Source organism: Flavobacterium sp. (assembly GCF_049590715.1).
GTDB lineage: Bacteria > Bacteroidota > Bacteroidia > Flavobacteriales > Flavobacteriaceae > Flavobacterium.
Window position 1 is genome coordinate 1 of record NZ_JBAWDL010000240.1, and the last position, 18,028, is coordinate 18,028.

12 protein-coding genes are annotated in these 18,028 nt (G+C 33.1%); 9 read left to right on the plus strand and 3 right to left on the minus strand.

Features of this window, described 5'->3' with window-relative positions; translation table 11 throughout:
* Positions 1–1,910, plus strand: a 1,910-nt coding sequence (feoB, locus tag WBQ70_RS10680) for a ferrous iron transport protein B (RefSeq protein WP_423913910.1), incomplete at its 5' end; no start/stop codon positions are given.
* A gap of 6 nt (positions 1,911–1,916) precedes the next feature.
* Positions 1,917–2,042 carry a FeoB-associated Cys-rich membrane protein gene (locus WBQ70_RS10685; protein ID WP_423913912.1) on the plus strand — a complete coding sequence of 42 codons (126 nt, stop codon included), beginning with the start codon at positions 1,917–1,919 and terminating at the stop codon, positions 2,040–2,042.
* A gap of 118 nt (positions 2,043–2,160) precedes the next feature.
* On the opposite strand, the gene WBQ70_RS10690 is transcribed toward WBQ70_RS10685, so the two are convergent.
* Both WBQ70_RS10690 and WBQ70_RS10695 read right to left on the minus strand, forming a co-directional pair.
* On the minus strand, positions 2,161–2,814 hold the full coding sequence (locus tag WBQ70_RS10690) for a metal-dependent transcriptional regulator (protein ID WP_423913915.1): 654 nt from the start codon (positions 2,812–2,814) through the stop codon (positions 2,161–2,163).
* Between the two features lie 96 nt (positions 2,815–2,910).
* Positions 2,911–4,782: an Nramp family divalent metal transporter gene (locus tag WBQ70_RS10695; protein ID WP_423913918.1), complete on the minus strand. Its 1,872-nt coding sequence runs from the start codon at positions 4,780–4,782 to the stop codon at positions 2,911–2,913.
* Positions 4,783–4,869: 87 nt separating this feature from the next.
* Between WBQ70_RS10695 and WBQ70_RS10700 the strand changes: the two genes are divergently transcribed.
* A complete protein-coding gene (locus tag WBQ70_RS10700; protein WP_423913921.1) occupies positions 4,870–7,176 on the plus strand; it encodes a TonB-dependent receptor in 2,307 nt (768 codons plus the stop codon).
* A 73-nt stretch (positions 7,177–7,249) separates the two neighbouring features.
* Here the strand turns inward: WBQ70_RS10700 and WBQ70_RS10705 are convergent, their stop codons facing one another.
* The gene (locus WBQ70_RS10705; RefSeq protein WP_423913924.1) at positions 7,250–7,732 is read right to left on the minus strand and encodes a hypothetical protein; all 483 of its coding nucleotides are present in this window, start codon (positions 7,730–7,732) and stop codon (positions 7,250–7,252) included.
* Positions 7,733–8,035: 303 nt separating this feature from the next.
* On the opposite strand from WBQ70_RS10705, the gene WBQ70_RS10710 reads away from it, so the two are divergent.
* From WBQ70_RS10710 to WBQ70_RS10735, 6 genes are all read left to right on the plus strand, one after another.
* Positions 8,036–8,446: a BrxA/BrxB family bacilliredoxin gene (locus tag WBQ70_RS10710; RefSeq protein ID WP_423913926.1), complete on the plus strand. Its 411-nt coding sequence runs from the start codon at positions 8,036–8,038 to the stop codon at positions 8,444–8,446.
* A 197-nt stretch (positions 8,447–8,643) separates the two neighbouring features.
* A complete protein-coding gene (locus WBQ70_RS10715) occupies positions 8,644–8,976 on the plus strand; it encodes a hypothetical protein (protein ID WP_423913929.1) in 333 nt (110 codons plus the stop codon).
* 289 nt (positions 8,977–9,265) lie between these two features.
* Positions 9,266–10,627, plus strand: a complete 1,362-nt coding sequence (locus WBQ70_RS10720) for a rhodanese-related sulfurtransferase (protein WP_423913930.1) — start codon at positions 9,266–9,268, stop codon at positions 10,625–10,627.
* A 162-nt stretch (positions 10,628–10,789) separates the two neighbouring features.
* Positions 10,790–12,970, plus strand: a complete 2,181-nt coding sequence (locus WBQ70_RS10725) for a T9SS type A sorting domain-containing protein (RefSeq protein ID WP_423913933.1) — start codon at positions 10,790–10,792, stop codon at positions 12,968–12,970.
* Between the two features lie 356 nt (positions 12,971–13,326).
* A complete protein-coding gene (locus tag WBQ70_RS10730) occupies positions 13,327–14,064 on the plus strand; it encodes a T9SS type A sorting domain-containing protein (RefSeq protein WP_423913935.1) in 738 nt (245 codons plus the stop codon).
* Positions 14,065–15,194: 1,130 nt separating this feature from the next.
* The gene (locus WBQ70_RS10735) at positions 15,195–17,621 is read left to right on the plus strand and encodes a T9SS type A sorting domain-containing protein (protein WP_423913937.1); all 2,427 of its coding nucleotides are present in this window, start codon (positions 15,195–15,197) and stop codon (positions 17,619–17,621) included.
* Positions 17,622–18,028 lie beyond the last annotated feature (407 nt).

Consider the following 18,028-nt stretch of genomic DNA (forward strand, 5'->3'; position numbering starts at 1 on the left):
ATAGCTTGAATGCAAGTTCAATTGATGAAAATGTGGTGATTGAATTGCTGTTAAACAAAAATGATAAATTATATCCTGATGTTGCATTAGTAGTGACTGATGTCGAGAATCTAAAAAGAAACTTACTTCTTTTTACCCAAATCAAAGACCTTGAAATCCCAACCATTCTAGTCATTAATATGGCTGATAGAATGGAGCAAAAAGGAATCACTTTGAACATTCCGTATCTGGAAGAACACCTTAAAACTAAAATTGCTTTAGTGAGTTCTCGCAAAGGATTTGGAATTCAAGAATTAAAAAAAATAATAGTTACATATAAAACTATTTCAAGCGAACCATGCTTGAATGCTTCTATCATTGATAATGATTATTTTAATAGTTTGCGCAAAGCATTTCCTAATCAATTGTTGTATAAATTATGGCTCGTTATTACGCAAGATGTTAATTTCTTAAACTTAGAGCGTAAAGAAATTCAAAGTTCATTTACAAAGTCTCATTCGGACTTGAAACGATTACAGCAAAAAGAAACGATCAAAAGATACCAATTTATCAATGATGTTCTTAAAGAAGGATTGTCAGTAAACACAGCCATTGCTAGAGATTTCAGAAGTAAATTGGATCGTGTACTCACGCATAAAGTATGGGGATATGTTATTTTCTTTGCTATATTGTTTGTTATTTTTCAATCGATATTTGAATGGTCAAAAATCCCAATGGACTTTATTGATAGCGCTTTTGCCTCCTTGAGTTCGATAACAGCAGAACATTTGCCAGATGGTGTTTTTACTAATTTGCTTTCCCAAGGAATTATTCCGGGAATTGGCGGAATTTTAATTTTTATACCTCAAATAGCTTTCTTATTTCTATTCATTTCCCTCTTAGAAGAAAGTGGCTATATGAGCCGTGTGGTATTTTTAATGGATAAAATCATGCGTAAATTTGGTTTATCAGGAAAGAGTGTGGTGCCTCTAATTTCTGGAACTGCCTGTGCTATTCCTGCTATCATGGCAACTCGAAATATTGAAAATTGGAAAGAACGTTTGATAACCATATTAGTAACACCATTCACTACATGTTCCGCTAGATTGCCTGTTTATGCTATTATTATTGCTTTAGTAATCCCTGATGAATATGTATTTGGGATTCTAAACCTTCAAGGTCTTACCTTAATGTTGTTGTATTTATTAGGTTTTGGTATGGCTATTTTGTCGGCTTATGTTTTGAATAAAGTAATGAAAATTAAAGGGAAAACTTTTTTTGTAGTGGAAATGCCCAATTACAAATTGCCAATGTTTAAAAATGTCTCCATTAATGTAATCGAAAAAACCAAAGCTTTCGTTTCTGGAGCAGGTAAAATCATCTTGGCAATTTCAATTGTTTTATGGTTTTTGGCTTCATATGGTCCAGGGAAAAACTTTAATGAAGCAGATACTATTTTGCGATCAAAAGTCGAAAATAACACACTAGGAGAAAGTGAAATCAGCAATAAAATTGCCGCATATAAGCTTGAAAATTCGTATATTGGTATTATGGGAAAAACGATTGAACCCGCTATTTCTCCATTAGGTTACGATTGGAAAATAGGTATTGCCATCATTAGTTCGTTTGCAGCTCGTGAAGTTTTCGTAGGAACCTTAGCAACCATCTATAGCGTAGGTGGAACAGACAATGAAGACACGATAAAGAACAAAATGGCTGCTGAAATTAATCCTGTTACGGGCAATAAAATATTCAATTTTGCTTCGGGGATTTCATTGCTGTTGTTTTATGCTTTTGCTTTACAGTGTGCGAGTACATTAGCGATTACTAAAAAAGAAACCAATTCATGGAAGTGGCCTTTGGGTCAATTAATTTTTATGAGTGGTTTTGCTTATATAGTAGCTTTGCTTGCATTTCAACTTTTAAAATAAACGATCATGCAAGAATTTTTAGCGTTTAGTGCTTTAGGAATTGCTCTTGCTTTTTTAATCAAGAAATTTTTCTGGAAGAAAAAAAAGAAATCAAATAAAGACTGTGGTGGGGATGATTGTGGTTGTCACTAGGTTTATTTTTGCTATATAAAGAATATAAAGGCCCGTAAATTAAAAGATTGTTTTTTAATTTACGGGCTTTTGCTATTTTTAAAGTGTTTGGTATGTTGTAGAAGTTTTAGCAGTAAATCTAACTAACCTTTACAAAAATATTACTGGCAATCTTATTTGAAATACTTAGGATCTTATTGTCAACCTTAATTTTTAAGGATAAATCAAATTTTTCTTTGTCTACAAATTCGATTTTAGAGCCTAATGATATTTCCTGTTTGTCTAAATATTTTAAAAATTCTGAAGATGTGTCTTTAACTCCTACGCATACGCCTACTTGATTCACCATTAATTCGGATAGCAATTGTTTTTCAATTTTTTGTATTCGTCCTTGTGCATCAGGAATGGGGTCGCCATGAGGATCTTCGGTTGGATTTCCAAGAAAATCATCCAGTTTGTTAATCAGTTTTTCTGATTTGATATGTTCTAGCTGTTCGGCAATATCGTGAACTTCATCCCAAGAGAAATCCAATTTTTCGACTAAGAATACTTCCCATAAACGGTGCTTTCTAACAATCATTTTGGCGGCCAATCCTCCTTTTTGCGTAAGCGAAACTCCTTGATATCTCTTATAATTAACCAAATCTTTTTCTGCTAATTTTTTAAGCATGTCGGTTACTGATGATGCTTTGGTTTCCATTATTTCCGCAATAGCATTGGTACTCACATCAGCATTAGTGATGGTAGTGAGATGGTAAATGGCTTTGAGGTAATTTTCTTCTGAAAAAGTCATTTTGATTTTTGGTTGAAGATTAACGTTTTTTTGATTACAGATTTTAAAAATCCTTACATATAATAATCACTAAGGACTAGATACTAAGGACTAAAATCACTTTTTAACAATAAACAAAGGTATTGATATTTTGTGACGCAACTTGTCAACAGTAGTACCAAATACTAAATCTTTAAATCCAGTATGACCATGTGTTCCCATAACGAGTACGTCAAAGTTTCCTTTGTTAATCAGAACAGGAATGGTTTTGTCTGGTGTTCCAAAGCCAAGTTGACTTACTACCTTGAATCCTTTTCCAACCAACATTTCTTCGTATTGAATCAATAATTTCTCGTCAATTGAGGTCTCGTGATCATCAGCATTGTCCCCGTGAATAAGTGCGCCAACGGTTTCTACAATGTGTATTAAGGTATATTCAGCATCTTTTCCTCCTAATTCAAAAGCACTATTCAAAGCTACTTCATCGGCAGCAGTAAAGTCTACCGCTACCGCAATGTTTTTCTTCGAATAACTAGCCGCTTTTGAGAATGTTAATTTTAAATTATGGGGCGAATGGTTTTCAATATTGTTTTTTGATTTGGTTACAAAAGGTTTAAAAACGATGTACAACAATAAAATCAAAAAGCTAAAGGCCAAAGGAATAACAGTTAACCATAATAAAGTAGGGTTTTCAGCAGAGGCAAGCCATCCATTGATTTCGTCATACACTAATTTAGCGTTCAAAACCACAATAATCGTGGCTACAATCCAAGAGGCTACTTGGGTTAATTTACTGATGTGAAAACCCTTCATTTTGGTTTTATCACTCACAAAATGAATTAATGGTATTATTGCAAAACCTAACTGTAAACTCAAAATTACCTGACTTAAAATCAACAATTTTCCTGTGACACCTTCACCAAAAATAGTGATGACCACAACTGCTGGGACGATGGCAATCAATCGGGTGATGATTCTACGTACCCACGGTTGAATTCGCAGATTTAGATAGCCTTCCATGATAATCTGTCCCGCTAATGTTCCCGTAATGGTGGAACTTTGTCCTGCCGCGATCAAGGCCACGGCAAATAATATCGGTGCCCATTTAGTCCCTAATATCGGTTGTAAAAAACGGTGTGCATCTTGAATTTCAGCGACTTCAAACATACCGACTTTGTAAAATGTGGCTGCAGCCAAAATCAAAATAGCAGCGTTAACAAAGAATGCCATGTTTAAGGCAATGGTAGAATCGATAAAATTGTATTTCAAGGCTTGCTTGATTCCGGCTTTCGAACGATCAAATTTTCGGGTTTGAACAAGGGAAGAATGGAGGTATAAATTATGAGGCATTACAGTAGCTCCTATGATTCCTATGGCAATGTAAAGTGCTGTTTCATTTGGCATAGTTGGAATCAATCCTTGCAAAACATCTCCTACTACAGGCTGCGCAAAAATCATTTCAAATATAAACGAAACACCAATTACAGCCACTAATGTAATGATGAAGGCTTCCATTTTTCGGATACCTTTATTAATTAAAAATAATAATAAAAAGGTGTCTAAAACAGTAATTAATACACCATCTATAAGTGAAATACCAAATAATAAATTAAGACCAATAGCCATTCCTAATACTTCGGCCAAATCGCAAGCCGCAATAGCAATTTCAGCCAAAAAGTAAAGAATGTAATTGATAAATGGAGAATAGGTTTCTCGAGAAGCTTGCGCCAAATCACGTTGGGTTACGATTCCTAATCTCGCACTCAAACTTTGCAGTAATAAGGCCATGATGTTACTCATTAATAATACCCAAAGTAACGCATACCCAAACTGACTACCTCCAGCAATATCTGTAGCCCAGTTTCCAGGATCCATATATCCAACACTAATTAAATAGGCGGGGCCAAAAAAGGCTAATATTCTTTTAAATACTGATTTTTTATTTTGAGTGGTAACGGATTCGTGTACTTCTTCTAATGATTTGCTCATTTATAGTGGTTTGAGGCAAATATAAATCTATTTTTTTGTTTTATAAAATATAATTTTTAGATTTGCCTAAAAATTATTTAAAACAAAATGAAAAAAAATATTTACTTATTTCTAATTTTGATTTCACTACCTAGTTTAGCACAAAATAAGGCAACGCTATCAGGGATTATCTCTATAAATTCTGAACATGTTGCGGGATTAAAAATCAGTCTTGATGATGATTTGTTATCTACATTAAGTGATTCTAATGGATTTTATGAATTTAAGAATATTCCCTTTGGACTCCATAGCGTTACTGTTTCTGGAAAAAATATTCAATCGATTAAAAAATATAGTAATATTAAAAAAGAGCATGTGTACACCCTCAATTTTGATGTAACTAATTTTCAGAATATTTTAAACGAAGTAGTGGTAACAGGTACTAAAACTTTTAAAAGGAAAACACAAAGTCCAGTAATTGTAAATGTATTAGATAGTAAAACGCTCGATAATTTACAGGTTTGCAATTTATCGGAAGGACTTAAATTTCAACCTGGACTTCGAGTAGAAACAGATTGTCAAACTTGTAATTACCAACAGCTCCGCATGAATGGATTGGCAGGAGGATATTCTCAAATTTTAATCAATGGCCGCCCTATTTTTAGTCCTCTGATGGGATTGTACGGCATGGAACAATTACCTGTGAATATGATTGATCGTATTGAAGTCGTTCGTGGTGGTGGCTCTTCATTATATGGTTCCAGTGCTATTGGTGGAACGGTCAATGTAATAACTAAAATTCCCAAACGGGATTCTTTCGAATTAAATTCGACCTATTATAACATTAACAATCAAACGAATGATTATACGGTAAATGGAAACGCAACCTTTGTTTCCGAAAATAGAGATGCGGGTGTTTCGTTGTTTATGACACATCGAGAACGAGGATTTTATGATGCAAATAGTGACAACTTCTCCGAAATTCCATTAATTGAAAACAATTCTATTGGTGCTAATTTGTTTTTTAAACCAACGGAAAATCAAAAATTAGAATTGAGTTTAAGCAACTTAAATGAATACCGTTTTGGTGGAGAAATGGTTGATAAACCAGCATATTTAACCCAACAGTCAGAAGAACGGAAACACAAAATATGGTTGGGAAGTTTGGATTATCAAATCAATTTCAACAAGGACAAATCATCATTTATAACTTATGGTGCTTGGCAAAATACCGATAGAAAGCATTACACAGGAATTTTTCCAGATGCAGCACTTGAAATTCAAAATCATTTAGAAAATCCGCCATATGGAATTTCAACGACAGAAACCCTTCAAGGAGGGATTCAACTGAATCACAAGTTAGAAAATTTCCTTAACGGAACAAATGTGTTTACCATTGGAACAGAATACATTTCGGATAAGGTTTTTGATGAAATTAACTCCTACAACTATTTAGTTGATCAACATACCAAGGATTTTGGTTCGTTTGTACAGAGTGATTGGGAAATTCTACCGAGTTTAAATTTGCTAAGTGGTGTTAGAATGGATTTTCATAATTTAGTAAAACAAGCTGTTTTTAGTCCAAGACTAGCGTTGTTATACAAATACAAAGAGGAAACCCAATTTAGACTGAGTTACGGAACAGGTTTTAGAGCACCACAAGCTTTTGATACGGATTTGCATATTGCATTTGCTGGTGGTGGTATTTCGAGAGTTATTTATGATCCTAACTTGATTGAAGAGCGTTCCAAGAGTTTCAGCGCTTCTGTGAATTATGACCAAGCTACTGAAAATTGTATCGCAGGATTTACCTTGGAAGGGTTTTATACCCATTTGAACGATGCTTTTATCCTAGAAAATAGTGGTGAAGATGAATTTGGTCAAGTGTTTGAAAAACAAAATGGCGATGGCGCAACGGTACAAGGTGTAACTATCGAATTAAGAGCAAATTATAAAAAAAAGATTCAATTAGAAACTGGTTTTACTTTTCAAACCAGTAAATTTAATTCTCCTGTAACCTATATTGATGGTGTAGCACCAACACGAGATTTCTTGAGAACACCCAATGAATATGGATTTGCTAATCTTACTTTTAATCCAACTGGCAACTGGAAGTTTAACTTAAACTATGTGTTTACAGGATCTATGAAAATTGCTCATTTTGCTGGAGCTGCGAATTATACTACGGATGAATTTTTGACTACCAAAACCTTCTCAGAACTTAATACGAAAATTGGATATACAATTGTAAATCAAAAAATCGATATGGATTTTGAAATCTATGGCGGTTTAAAAAATATTTTTAATGCCTATCAAAATGATTTTGATCTCGGTAAAAATAGAGATAGTAATTATATTTATGGACCTGCCTTGCCAAGGACAGTTTTTATTGGATTAAAAATCAGTAGGCAATAAAACTTCTTTTTTTTAAAGCCGAATGGAATTGTATCTCTTTTTCATTCGGTTTTATTCTGAAACTATTCTTGAGTTAAATAGCGTATTCTAAAACACTTTGTTCTTTTTTATCTATTTTCCAAAATTGACCTGAGAAATGTGTTTCATTGGCTAGATATGGCATGTTATTAAATTCCCCGCCTTTATGTAAATCAATATATTTGTTTTCACCTCTTAGTAGTGTACCTACTTTGAATGAATTTTCATTAGTGTTATTTGGTTTTATTTCCCAAAATCTTCCAGAGTATTTCTCTTTAGTTACAATCACCAACAGTCCATCAAAAATCCCTCCATCAATTACATCCAACCACATTGAAATTCCAAATAGCTGTGTACTCAATCGGAAGCAACTCTCTTTTTCAGTAGTTTCAATTAGCCAATGTTGTCCTGAAAAATCTTCTTTTGAAACCAAATGAGGCATATAACTAAATCGTCCTCGATTGAAAATATCTAAGACCATTTTTTCCTTCCCTAATAAAGTATATAACTGATAATAACAGTTAGTGTCTAATTTCATGGTATTTGTTTTTAAATTTGAAAACATCAAATAATTTACTTCCAAATTCCGTAAAATATCGATAAACAAAAATTAAAATGGTACCAAACCACTTTTTCATGACACAAAAGAGCAAAAAATAGGGAGTGGATTTATCGTGTGTTCGACTTTTAGAAACCTATATTAACAAATGAGCATTGTTAACTAAAGACTATTGAACTATAACAAAACTTTATTGTACAAGTTAGTGAGTTCGTTTGAAACTTCGTAACTTTGTACCACTTTTTACAAAGACAAAAAATAGTTAATTTAAAATAAAATATCATGTATCCAGAAGAAATGGTAAGACCAATGCAGACTGAATTAACAGCAGCAGGTTTTCAAGATTTACATAGTGCTGAAGCAGTTGATAATGCTATAAAAGCAGAAGGAACTACACTAGTAGTAGTTAACTCTGTTTGTGGTTGTGCGGCAAGAAATGCACGTCCAGGAGCAAAAATGAGTTTAGAAGGTGCCAAAAAACCAGATCATTTAATCACTGTTTTTGCAGGTGTTGACAAAGACGCTGTTGATGCAGCAAGACAACATATGTTTCCTTTTCCTCCATCATCACCAGCAATGGCGTTATTCAAAAACGGAGAATTGGTACATATGTTAGAGCGTCACCACATTGAAGGTCGTCCAGCTGAAATGATTGCTGAGAACTTGCAAGACGCTTATAACGAGTATTGCTAAGATTACGGTTTAAACACTAAGGGCACAAAAATTTAACCGCAGATTTACAGATTTTATCATTTGTGAAACTGCGGTTTTTTTTTGGAGCATTAAGTGATTAAGGGAATTTAGGGCATTTCTTAATGAAGCTATAACTTAATGATTCATTGTTTTTTACAAATTTGTTGTAAAAAATTGAATCTTAAAATTTTTAAATTTTGACAAAAGACCTTCAAACCATCCAGTTTACCTTTATTGATAACGGCAACGAAATTCCTATTACTACCCGTCACGGCAGTCATCCTAATTTGATGTTTTTATTGAAAGAAAAACTGAATTTGGATTCTTTTGGTGAATGTGGTGGTGTGGGGCGTTGTGCTACTTGTGTGGTGGAAACTGTTGGCATCAAAGGAAATTCAGCGGTTAAAGAACGAAACGAGCCTACGACTTTGAGTAAATTAGGCTATGAAGAGGATAATATCAGATTATCGTGTCAGTTATATATTACTTCTGACTTGGAAGGAGCAGTAATCACACTTTTGGAAGAGTAAGCGTTAATGAACCACAAAAGCCCTAGCCCCGATAAAAGTGAAAATCCTTGTGGGGGCTTTAGTTTTGCCCCCACAAGATTGTAACGGATAGCGGGAAATAGCTCCTGAAAATTCTCACCTCAGATTCACTTATTTAAATGTTTTAGATTCTTTATGAATTTTTAATTTGCGCTAATTTTAATCTTTACTATTGAGCATTTGATTATTTTAATTTGCGAATTTGCGGTTATTTTTGTCCCTTTTCCGTACTTTTGCAAAAATAATTTCTCACACTTAAACCGTTTATAGCATGCAACTGTATAACACCTTAAGCGCAGATGAAAGAGCCGAACTGATTGATCAGGCGGGCAAACAACGCCTCACGTTGTCTTTTTATGCGTATGCCAAAATTGAAGATCCTAAAAAATTTCGCGACGATTTATTTATAGCCTGGAATGCACTCGATGCTTTGGGACGTACTTATGTTGCTAAGGAAGGTATTAATGCTCAAATGAGTGTTCCTGCTGATAATTTTGAAGCCTTTAGAGATACGCTTGAAGTCTATGATTTTATGAAAGGCATTCGTTTGAATGTGGCTGTGGAGCATGATGATCACTCGTTCTTGAAATTGACAGTGAAGGTTCGAGACAAGATTGTTGCTGATGGTTTGAACGACGAAACCTTTGATGTAACGAATAAAGGAATTCACTTAAAAGCGAAGGAATTCAACGATATTCTAGAAAATCCAAATACGATTGTAGTCGATTTTAGAAATCATTACGAAAGTGAAATAGGTCATTTTAAAAATGCTATTACTCCAGATGTAGAAACTTTTAGAGAATCGTTGCCCATTATCAACGAACAACTAAAAGATTTTAAAGAAGATAAAAACCTTGTGATGTATTGTACCGGTGGGATTCGTTGCGAAAAAGCGAGTGCTTACTTCAAACACCAAGGGTTTAAAAATGTATACCAACTCGAAGGCGGTATTATTCAGTACGCCAAACAAATTAAGGAAGAAGGGATTGAAAGCAAGTTTATAGGGAAGAATTTTGTTTTTGATAATCGCTTAGGCGAAAGAATTACCGATGATATTATTTCGCAATGCCACCAATGTGGAAAACCTTGTGATAATCACACCAATTGTGAAAATGATGGTTGCCATTTGTTGTTTATCCAATGTGATGAATGCAAGGCAGCTATGGACAATTGTTGTTCCAGCGAATGTCTTGAAATTACACGTATGCCACTGGTAGATCAAGTGCGATTGCGAACAGGAAAACAAGTAGGGAACAAGGTTTTTAGAAAAGGAAAGTCGGATAGTTTGAAGTTTAAACATTCGGGTGAATTAGCCGATGTAGCCATTGGAACTGCTGCAAAATCTGTGGATATTCGCCAGAAAATAAAAGTCAAAAAAGTATTGATTGGCAAAGTAGACCATTATTATGTGAAAGCGCAAGTAGGTCTTTTTTCTATTGAAAATAAAGAATTGACTGTGGGTGATAAAATCATCATCGCTGGCCCTACTACTGGAAATCAGGAATTGGTTTTAGAAAAGATGATTGTCAATGATGTCGAAGGAACGACTGCTAAAGCTGGTGATAGAATCACTTTTGCAGTGCCATTTAGAGTACGATTATCTGATAAATTATATAAGATTTTAAAAGACTAAGTTTTTTAGTTATTTGAAAACAAAACCTCTAGTATAAACCATTTATACTAGAGGTTTTTTTGTTTGCAGCAATTTTGTCTAGTATTTGTCTAGTGTTTGTTTTTTATCTAATGTTCTTACAGTTGTAATTTTACAAGTTAAAAATAAACTCGTTACTTCATTATGAAAACAAAAACCAAAAATCTGCTGCGATTATTTCTACTTTTATCAGTTACCTTTAATTTTTATGGTCAAGTCAATGTTAAGATGAATTTGAATGTGAAACATTCTGTAGGAGGTATTTCCACTTTTGAGAGATGGAAATTCATCACGACTCATGCTAATCAAACCGAAGGAGAATGGAATGGGGATAATGTGCTACCAGATCTAAAAAATGATTTTTTGAATGGTCGTGATGTCTATTTAGGTCGAGATACTGGAGGAATTACGTATACTTTAAATCAAACTAAAGAAGATCCAGCTAGGACAGGTTATGCTGATCCTGCACATATTACAACCCAAGGGACAGCATCCAAAAACAATTTTGCTGCAAACACAAGTCTTCCGCCTTATGAGGCTAGAAAAAACTGGATTCTTTGTGCGCAGTTGCATCCCTTTTGGACAGGAGCTGAGCAAAAAGCAACAGGAAAAGGTTGGAAACTTGCCAATGCTACAGCAACTGGTGAATATATGGGGCGTTACCTAAATGCTTTTCATGGTGGGAATGGTCAAAAATTGCCTTCGTTTGTTGAGGTGATTAACGAACCTGACTATGATCTTTTGGGAGGATTAAGTGAGTATACTAAATCCATTAATGAAATTGCTGTTTTTCATAATGATGTAGCCGCAGCAATTCGTACGCAAATCCCAAATATAAAAATAGGAGGTTATACGAATGCTTTTCCAGAATTTGAAGTAGGAAATTTTCAAAGATGGATTAACCGTGACAAAATGTTTATGGATGTGGCTGGTAATAATATGGACTTTTGGTCTATACATCTTTATGATTTTCCATCAATTAGTAATGGAAAAAAACTATTGCGTTCAGGAAGTAACATTGAGGCTACTTTTGATATGATGGATCAATATAGTATGATGAAATTTGGTGTAGCAAAACCTTATGTGATTTCTGAGTACGGTGCACAAACACATGATCTTAATAATAGTCAATGGAGTTCCTATAGAGATTGGTTGATTCTAAAAGGAATGAACTCCCAATTAATGGCTTTTTTAGAAAGACCCAATACAATTGATATTGCTTTGCCTTTTGTGGTCACTAAAGCTGAATGGGGGTATAATGCTACAACGGGTGTTCCATATACCCACCGTTTAATGCGAAAAATGAATGAACCAGCAAGTTATACCGGGCAGTGGACGTATACTGATTTAGTTAAATTTTACGATTTATGGAAAAATGTAAAAGGAACTAGAGTATATATCAAACCAGATAATTTGGATGTGTTAGCTAATGCTTATATAGATGGAAATAAAGGGTATGTAGTTTTAAATAATTTAGGTTTTCAAGCTACGACTGTAAATTTAAATGTTTTTGATTCTGAAGGTGTTACTGTTACGAGTATTAATAAAAAACATTTGACATTAGTAAATAATAATGCAACTTTGGATGAAGGTACTGTTTCACTTCCGCTTACGTCAGTCACATTGGGTGCTGAATCAACTATGATTTTAGAATATACTTTTGCACATCCTATAACGATTAATGAAGCAGCTGATGAGACTAAATATTTTGCAACGACTTATTTGCAACCTATTGTAGCCAATCAGCCAACTGTTTTTACTGTTAATGGTGTTCAAAAAAACACCTATGGCGATGCTGTTTTAAGAATTGGTTTGGGTAGAGATCACGGACAATCTTTAAGTCCTGTTATAAAAGTTAATAATACAATGGTTGCAGTTCCATTAAATTTTCGTGGGTATGACCAAGCACAAAGAGCTCGCTTTTTTGGAGTATTAGAAATCCCTGTTCCTTATGCTCTTTTAGCGGATAACAACCAGATTTCGGTTCAATTACCTGATACAGGAGGTCATATTAGTTCTGTAGCTTTACAGGTATTTAATTTTAGTAAAAATATATTATCAGTAGCTTCGAACACCTTTGAAAAAGAGAAGTCTTTTACAGTTTATCCAAACCCTGTTGACGAAGAACTGTTAATTCAATCTTCTTTTGATGCTATGGAAAATGCAGAAGCGATGATTTATACCGCTTCTGGAAGATTAGTGCAAAAAACTACCGTGCCTTCCACTTCAAAAATCAATGTTAGCAAGCTTCCTAAAGGATTGTACTACATTCGAATAATGCAAAACAATAAAAAAATAGGGGCTTCTAAATTTTTAAAAAAATAATAGAAACCAAATTTTAATTTTTAGAAAATGAGCCAAATCAATTGTTTTTTGATTTGGCTTTTTTTATGAATAGTAGCGCTATTGCCTTTGTGTATAGAGATTTGAGGAATTTGTTAGTTGTGAGCCTATATAAAATCTAGTTTTATTTCAGCATATTTTTGATCCATCTAGTTTTTGTCTAGTTGAAAAAATTGGCTATAGAAATGTTCTATGGTACATTTGACAATATCATAATTCATTATGAATATTATTACTGATAGCGTAATATATTAACAAAAAAATACAAAAGCTATTGAAATGTTTGTAATGATACTTGTGATAAAAAAAATATTAATAACAAAAACAAAAAAAACATTATGAAAAAAATTACTTTATTACTAGTATTAATTTGTGCAACAGCATTTGCGCAAGATGTAGCACCAACATTTAGTTGGACAAACCAAAATTCATTTAAATATAATGGAGAAACAAATGTGACTTTTAAGCCAGGGGATGTTGTACCTATTACTTTAAACTATACATTGGGTTCGACAGGCGGTGTTGCTAATACTGTTGATTTTATCTTATTTGGCCTTCAGGACGAGGCTGTGGCAAATGTTGATGCAGATACTGGAACATGGGCAAATGAAGCAGCTCCTGGAGCTATACTTCAATATCCTGGAAACGGTACGGGTGGTGTTGTAACTTTTAATTACACGATTCCTTCAGGAACAGTTTTGAATTCCGCAAATTCAAATTTAACATATAGAATTTTAGTTTATTTAGCCTATAAAAAAGGAGGAGGCGCAACAACTTATGGTGGGCCTGGAGCAAGTGCAGTAAAATTAGTAAAAATTAGAAGTGCAGCAGAGATTGCTAGTTTAGGAACTGGAGATTTCAGTAAACAAAAACTAACTTCATTTTATCCAAACCCAGTAAAAGACATCATTACAATTGGAAGCGGTGTAGAAACTAAAACATATAAAGTATTAAGTTTGACAGGAGCAGTTTTGAAAGACGTACCTGCTACAGGAACATTAAATGTTTCAGATTTAGCTTCAGGAACTTATATTCTTTCTACTGATGCTGGTACAGCAAAAATTATTAAAGAATAATTTCTATTCAGTTTAAACATGAGAGACTACCTGTTTCAGATAGTCTCTTTTTTTTGTTTACTACATCACATTTATTTACTATTTAACTAAAAACTACCTATTATATAAAAAAAATAATAGAGATGTAAATTTAGTAAGTCGAAAGTCTAAAAATCGTAAATTCAAGAGAGCAATTTTTGTATAAATAGCTTTTGATTATTGATTTAAGTCATTATTGAGCCCTTTGAAATATGATATTTAATGTTTTCATTACTTATATGATTATTTGTAACCTAATATGATTTTGAGTAGTTATCCTTGTAATTAGATTATTATATATATTTTGCTTGTGTATGAAGTATTTAATTTGTTCAATCTTGTATTGCAATTTTTGGTAGCTTTATCCAGTCCATTTATCCTTTTTTACTATTACCAATGTTAATATATGTCTGGGAAAAATTTCAGCAAGTTCATTAATAAGAGACGTCAATTCTCTTATAATATTCTTTTTTTAATGCCTTCTTATTCATCAAGTTCTGCAACTCCAACAATTTGTTTTTTACTATTATTACTTCGTCCTCGTCTTAAATCTTCTTTTTCCGAATAAACAACTGACCTACGTAAACTGTAGCAACTACTGGTGTCAACTCACTATTTCATTGCCAAAGAAACTTTGTAAGTGAATTCTCTTCGAGTTGATAGGCTAATCCAATCGTATTTTGTCATCTGGGTAAATGATATGCTTTTTGTGATGACACTCATTTTAAAATATCCAAATACTTTACATATACCTAATTTTACTTTGTTAAAAAACGTATTTGCAGTAGGACTTTCAAAATGTTGAAATGAATTTTAATATTTGACAAATTTAATATATCAATAGTCAACTTATTGTGGTTGCATTTTGAACAAACAAAACCTCTTTTCTATTTTATTAAAGCTAAATTTTCTAAACATTCTAATCTGTTTTGAATGTATCAAAAAAAAAACGATAATACTTTCTGCTTTTGAATGAATTAATAAGTTTTTTAAATAAAGAAATAAAAAATACTATATTCACATATAAAACTAGTTTCACTTGTGGAAATTGTAGTATTCTAACTGTGTTTCTAAATTTTAAACCTATTATCAACAACCAAAAACCATTCTTTATGAAAGAAAAATCGCAAAAAATTAAATGGATCACATCTGTTTTTTTATGTTTAATGTCCTTCAACACATTTTCAAAAAACATACACGTCGCAAAAGATGGTGTAAACGCCACAACAAGTTCAGGAACTTCGATAGCTCCTTATCAAACCATTGGTTATTTATTTGCTAACAGTCTTGTTAGTGCTGGAGATGTTATTATAGTACATGCTGGTGTCTATAGAGAAACTGTTGTTGTAAATGTTAACAATATTACAATAAAAGCTAATGTTGGTGAAGATGTTACAATTACAGGGGCAAACTGGTATGGAGAATCAAGCTGGAGTGATCCTGATGGCGATGGCGTTTTTGAATTGTCACTGAGTACTAGTCAAGTAGAGACTGCTTTTACACAATTATTTGTAAACGGTCAAGACAAACAAATTGCACGATTCCCAAACAACATTTCACCCTATAAGAACTATATTTCTGGATCTAATCGTGAAATGCTGGACCCAAGAAATCAACAATCTGGCTTCGCAGTCTTATTAAATGGGAGTAAGCCAGCTGGAACTAATCAAACAGGAAATATTACTTTTTCGTGGTTTGGAGGAACTCCTAAAATACCAAGTGTAACTTTTACCAATGAAGCTATTGTGAGAGGATTTATTGGGAAATTGAGAAATAATATTTTTTCTTATTCGGGTGATTTAGGTGAAGTATCTAGAGCTGGAGATAGATTGGTCACCTTTAAATCCGTAAATACCCAAGGAAATATTTGGGGAGGGACTGATGCAGTAGTACAACCAGAAGGGTTTGGATATATAATGGATTATTCTGTTTTAGACTACGAAGGCGAATGGTTTTGGAGAAAGAACCAAAATAAAATATATTATAAGCCTGAAGAAGGAACTGTAATAGGTAAAAACTTCGATATTCAAAGAAGACAGTTTACTTTGAAAGTTCAGGCCAATAATTTAAAGGTGGAAAATATTGACTTTAAGGTGGGTGAAGTTGAGTTAACCAATGCTAATACTACTATGTTTACTAACTGTACATTTACCTATATGACTCCCTTTCAGTACAGAAGAACATATGGTCTCTTTGAACAAGGAATTAAATTGACCAATGCGGATAATACTACTTTTGAAAGTTGTTATATTGGTCATACTTGGGGTAGTGGCATCATTATTTCAGCAGGATCTGATAATACAAAAATAAATAATTGTTATATTGAAGATATCGGCTGGATGGGACAGTTTACGGTGGCAGTTTTAAACAATGGAAACAACACTCAAATTACTAAAAACACATTTGGTAAAGCTTCCCGATTTCATATCAGATGCACAGAGTCAGTGTTCATGAATGTCACTGATAATGATTTTTTTGGAGCTATGTCTATGGGAGAAGATGCAGGTTCTATAATGTTTACAAGTACAGGGAAAACAACTGCATTAGATATGAATGAAACGGTTATTGCTTGGAATAAAATACATGATCAGAAAGGAATTCCTGCTTTCGAACCAACATTAAGCAGTAGAAAGTATACGGTTGCTTTGTATTTAGAAGATGTCGAAAATTATACGGTACATCATAATCTTATTTATAATATTGATGATGAATATACAAGCGTGAGGTTAAAAAGTGATGGCACACCTGAAACATTACAAAATATTAATTTAGTAGGCTACTTTGGTCCTCGAGATCGAAACATTACAAAAAAAATGGATATTTTTAACAATAGCTGTTGGGGATATAATAAACTAATAAGTTTCTGGCATAATGATTCTACCGCAGATATTAATGATATGAATCTCAAAAATAATCTATTTATGACAGGAAAAGAATGTTCAGTAGGAACCATTTCGGATACTGACCTTAATAATTTTACACTAAGAGCAGCTTCTACTTATGGTTACGATATTTCACTTGAAAAAAACAAATTCATTACAAATGCTACTGATCATTATATAGATGCAGAAAACGGGAACTTAAGATTAAAACCTTCCTCTTTATTCAATACAGGAGGTGCCGTTATTCCTGGGATTACATCAGAAATTAGTCCAGCCATTGGAGCATGGGAAGGTTCGTCAACAGCATTAAAAGAAAGGGTTTTCAATGCAGGATCTAATCTAACTAATACCTCATTTTTAGGTAAAAGCATTCCTAATAAGTTTGGTTTAAAGTTGGTTGATAAACTTTCTGAGGAAATAATTATTTATCCAAGCCCATTTGTTAATTCTTTAAAAGTTCTTTTACCTGAAGTGATATCTGGTCAAAAAGTAGTCTTGAAAATTACTGATCTAAATGGTAGAATTGTAATGAATGAATATCTGTATTCTCAGGAAAATAAAGAAATAACATTAGATACAGGGAATTTAAATCCAGGAGTCTATATATTAGAAATTAATTTTAACGGAAGTAAAATCATTAAAAAAATAGTGAAATAAGTTGTGAAAATTTATATGTATCGATTTGTCCAGTAAGTCAGTTTTAAATGGAGTAATAAGCTCAGAAATTAATGTAATTTTGGTAGCTTCCAGTTTGTTAGTTTTATCTAATGACAAAGGTGTTTTGCAATTCGCTAAATAAAAGAAACAAAAATGTATAATTAAATTAATAATTTTATTAAAAGGCTGTCTGAAAAGGACGGCCTTTTTTGGCTAAAATTTAAGAGGAATCACTGTTTTTTACAATTGCAACTTTCCTTTAAAAAATACTATCTTTACCAATTAAACGTTTTAAGAACTTAAGTTGTGTCTTTCACAACACTACATATAAAATTATGGCATGTACAAGTTGTTCAACTTCTGATGGTGGTGCACCTAAGGGTTGTAAAAATAATGGAACTTGCGGC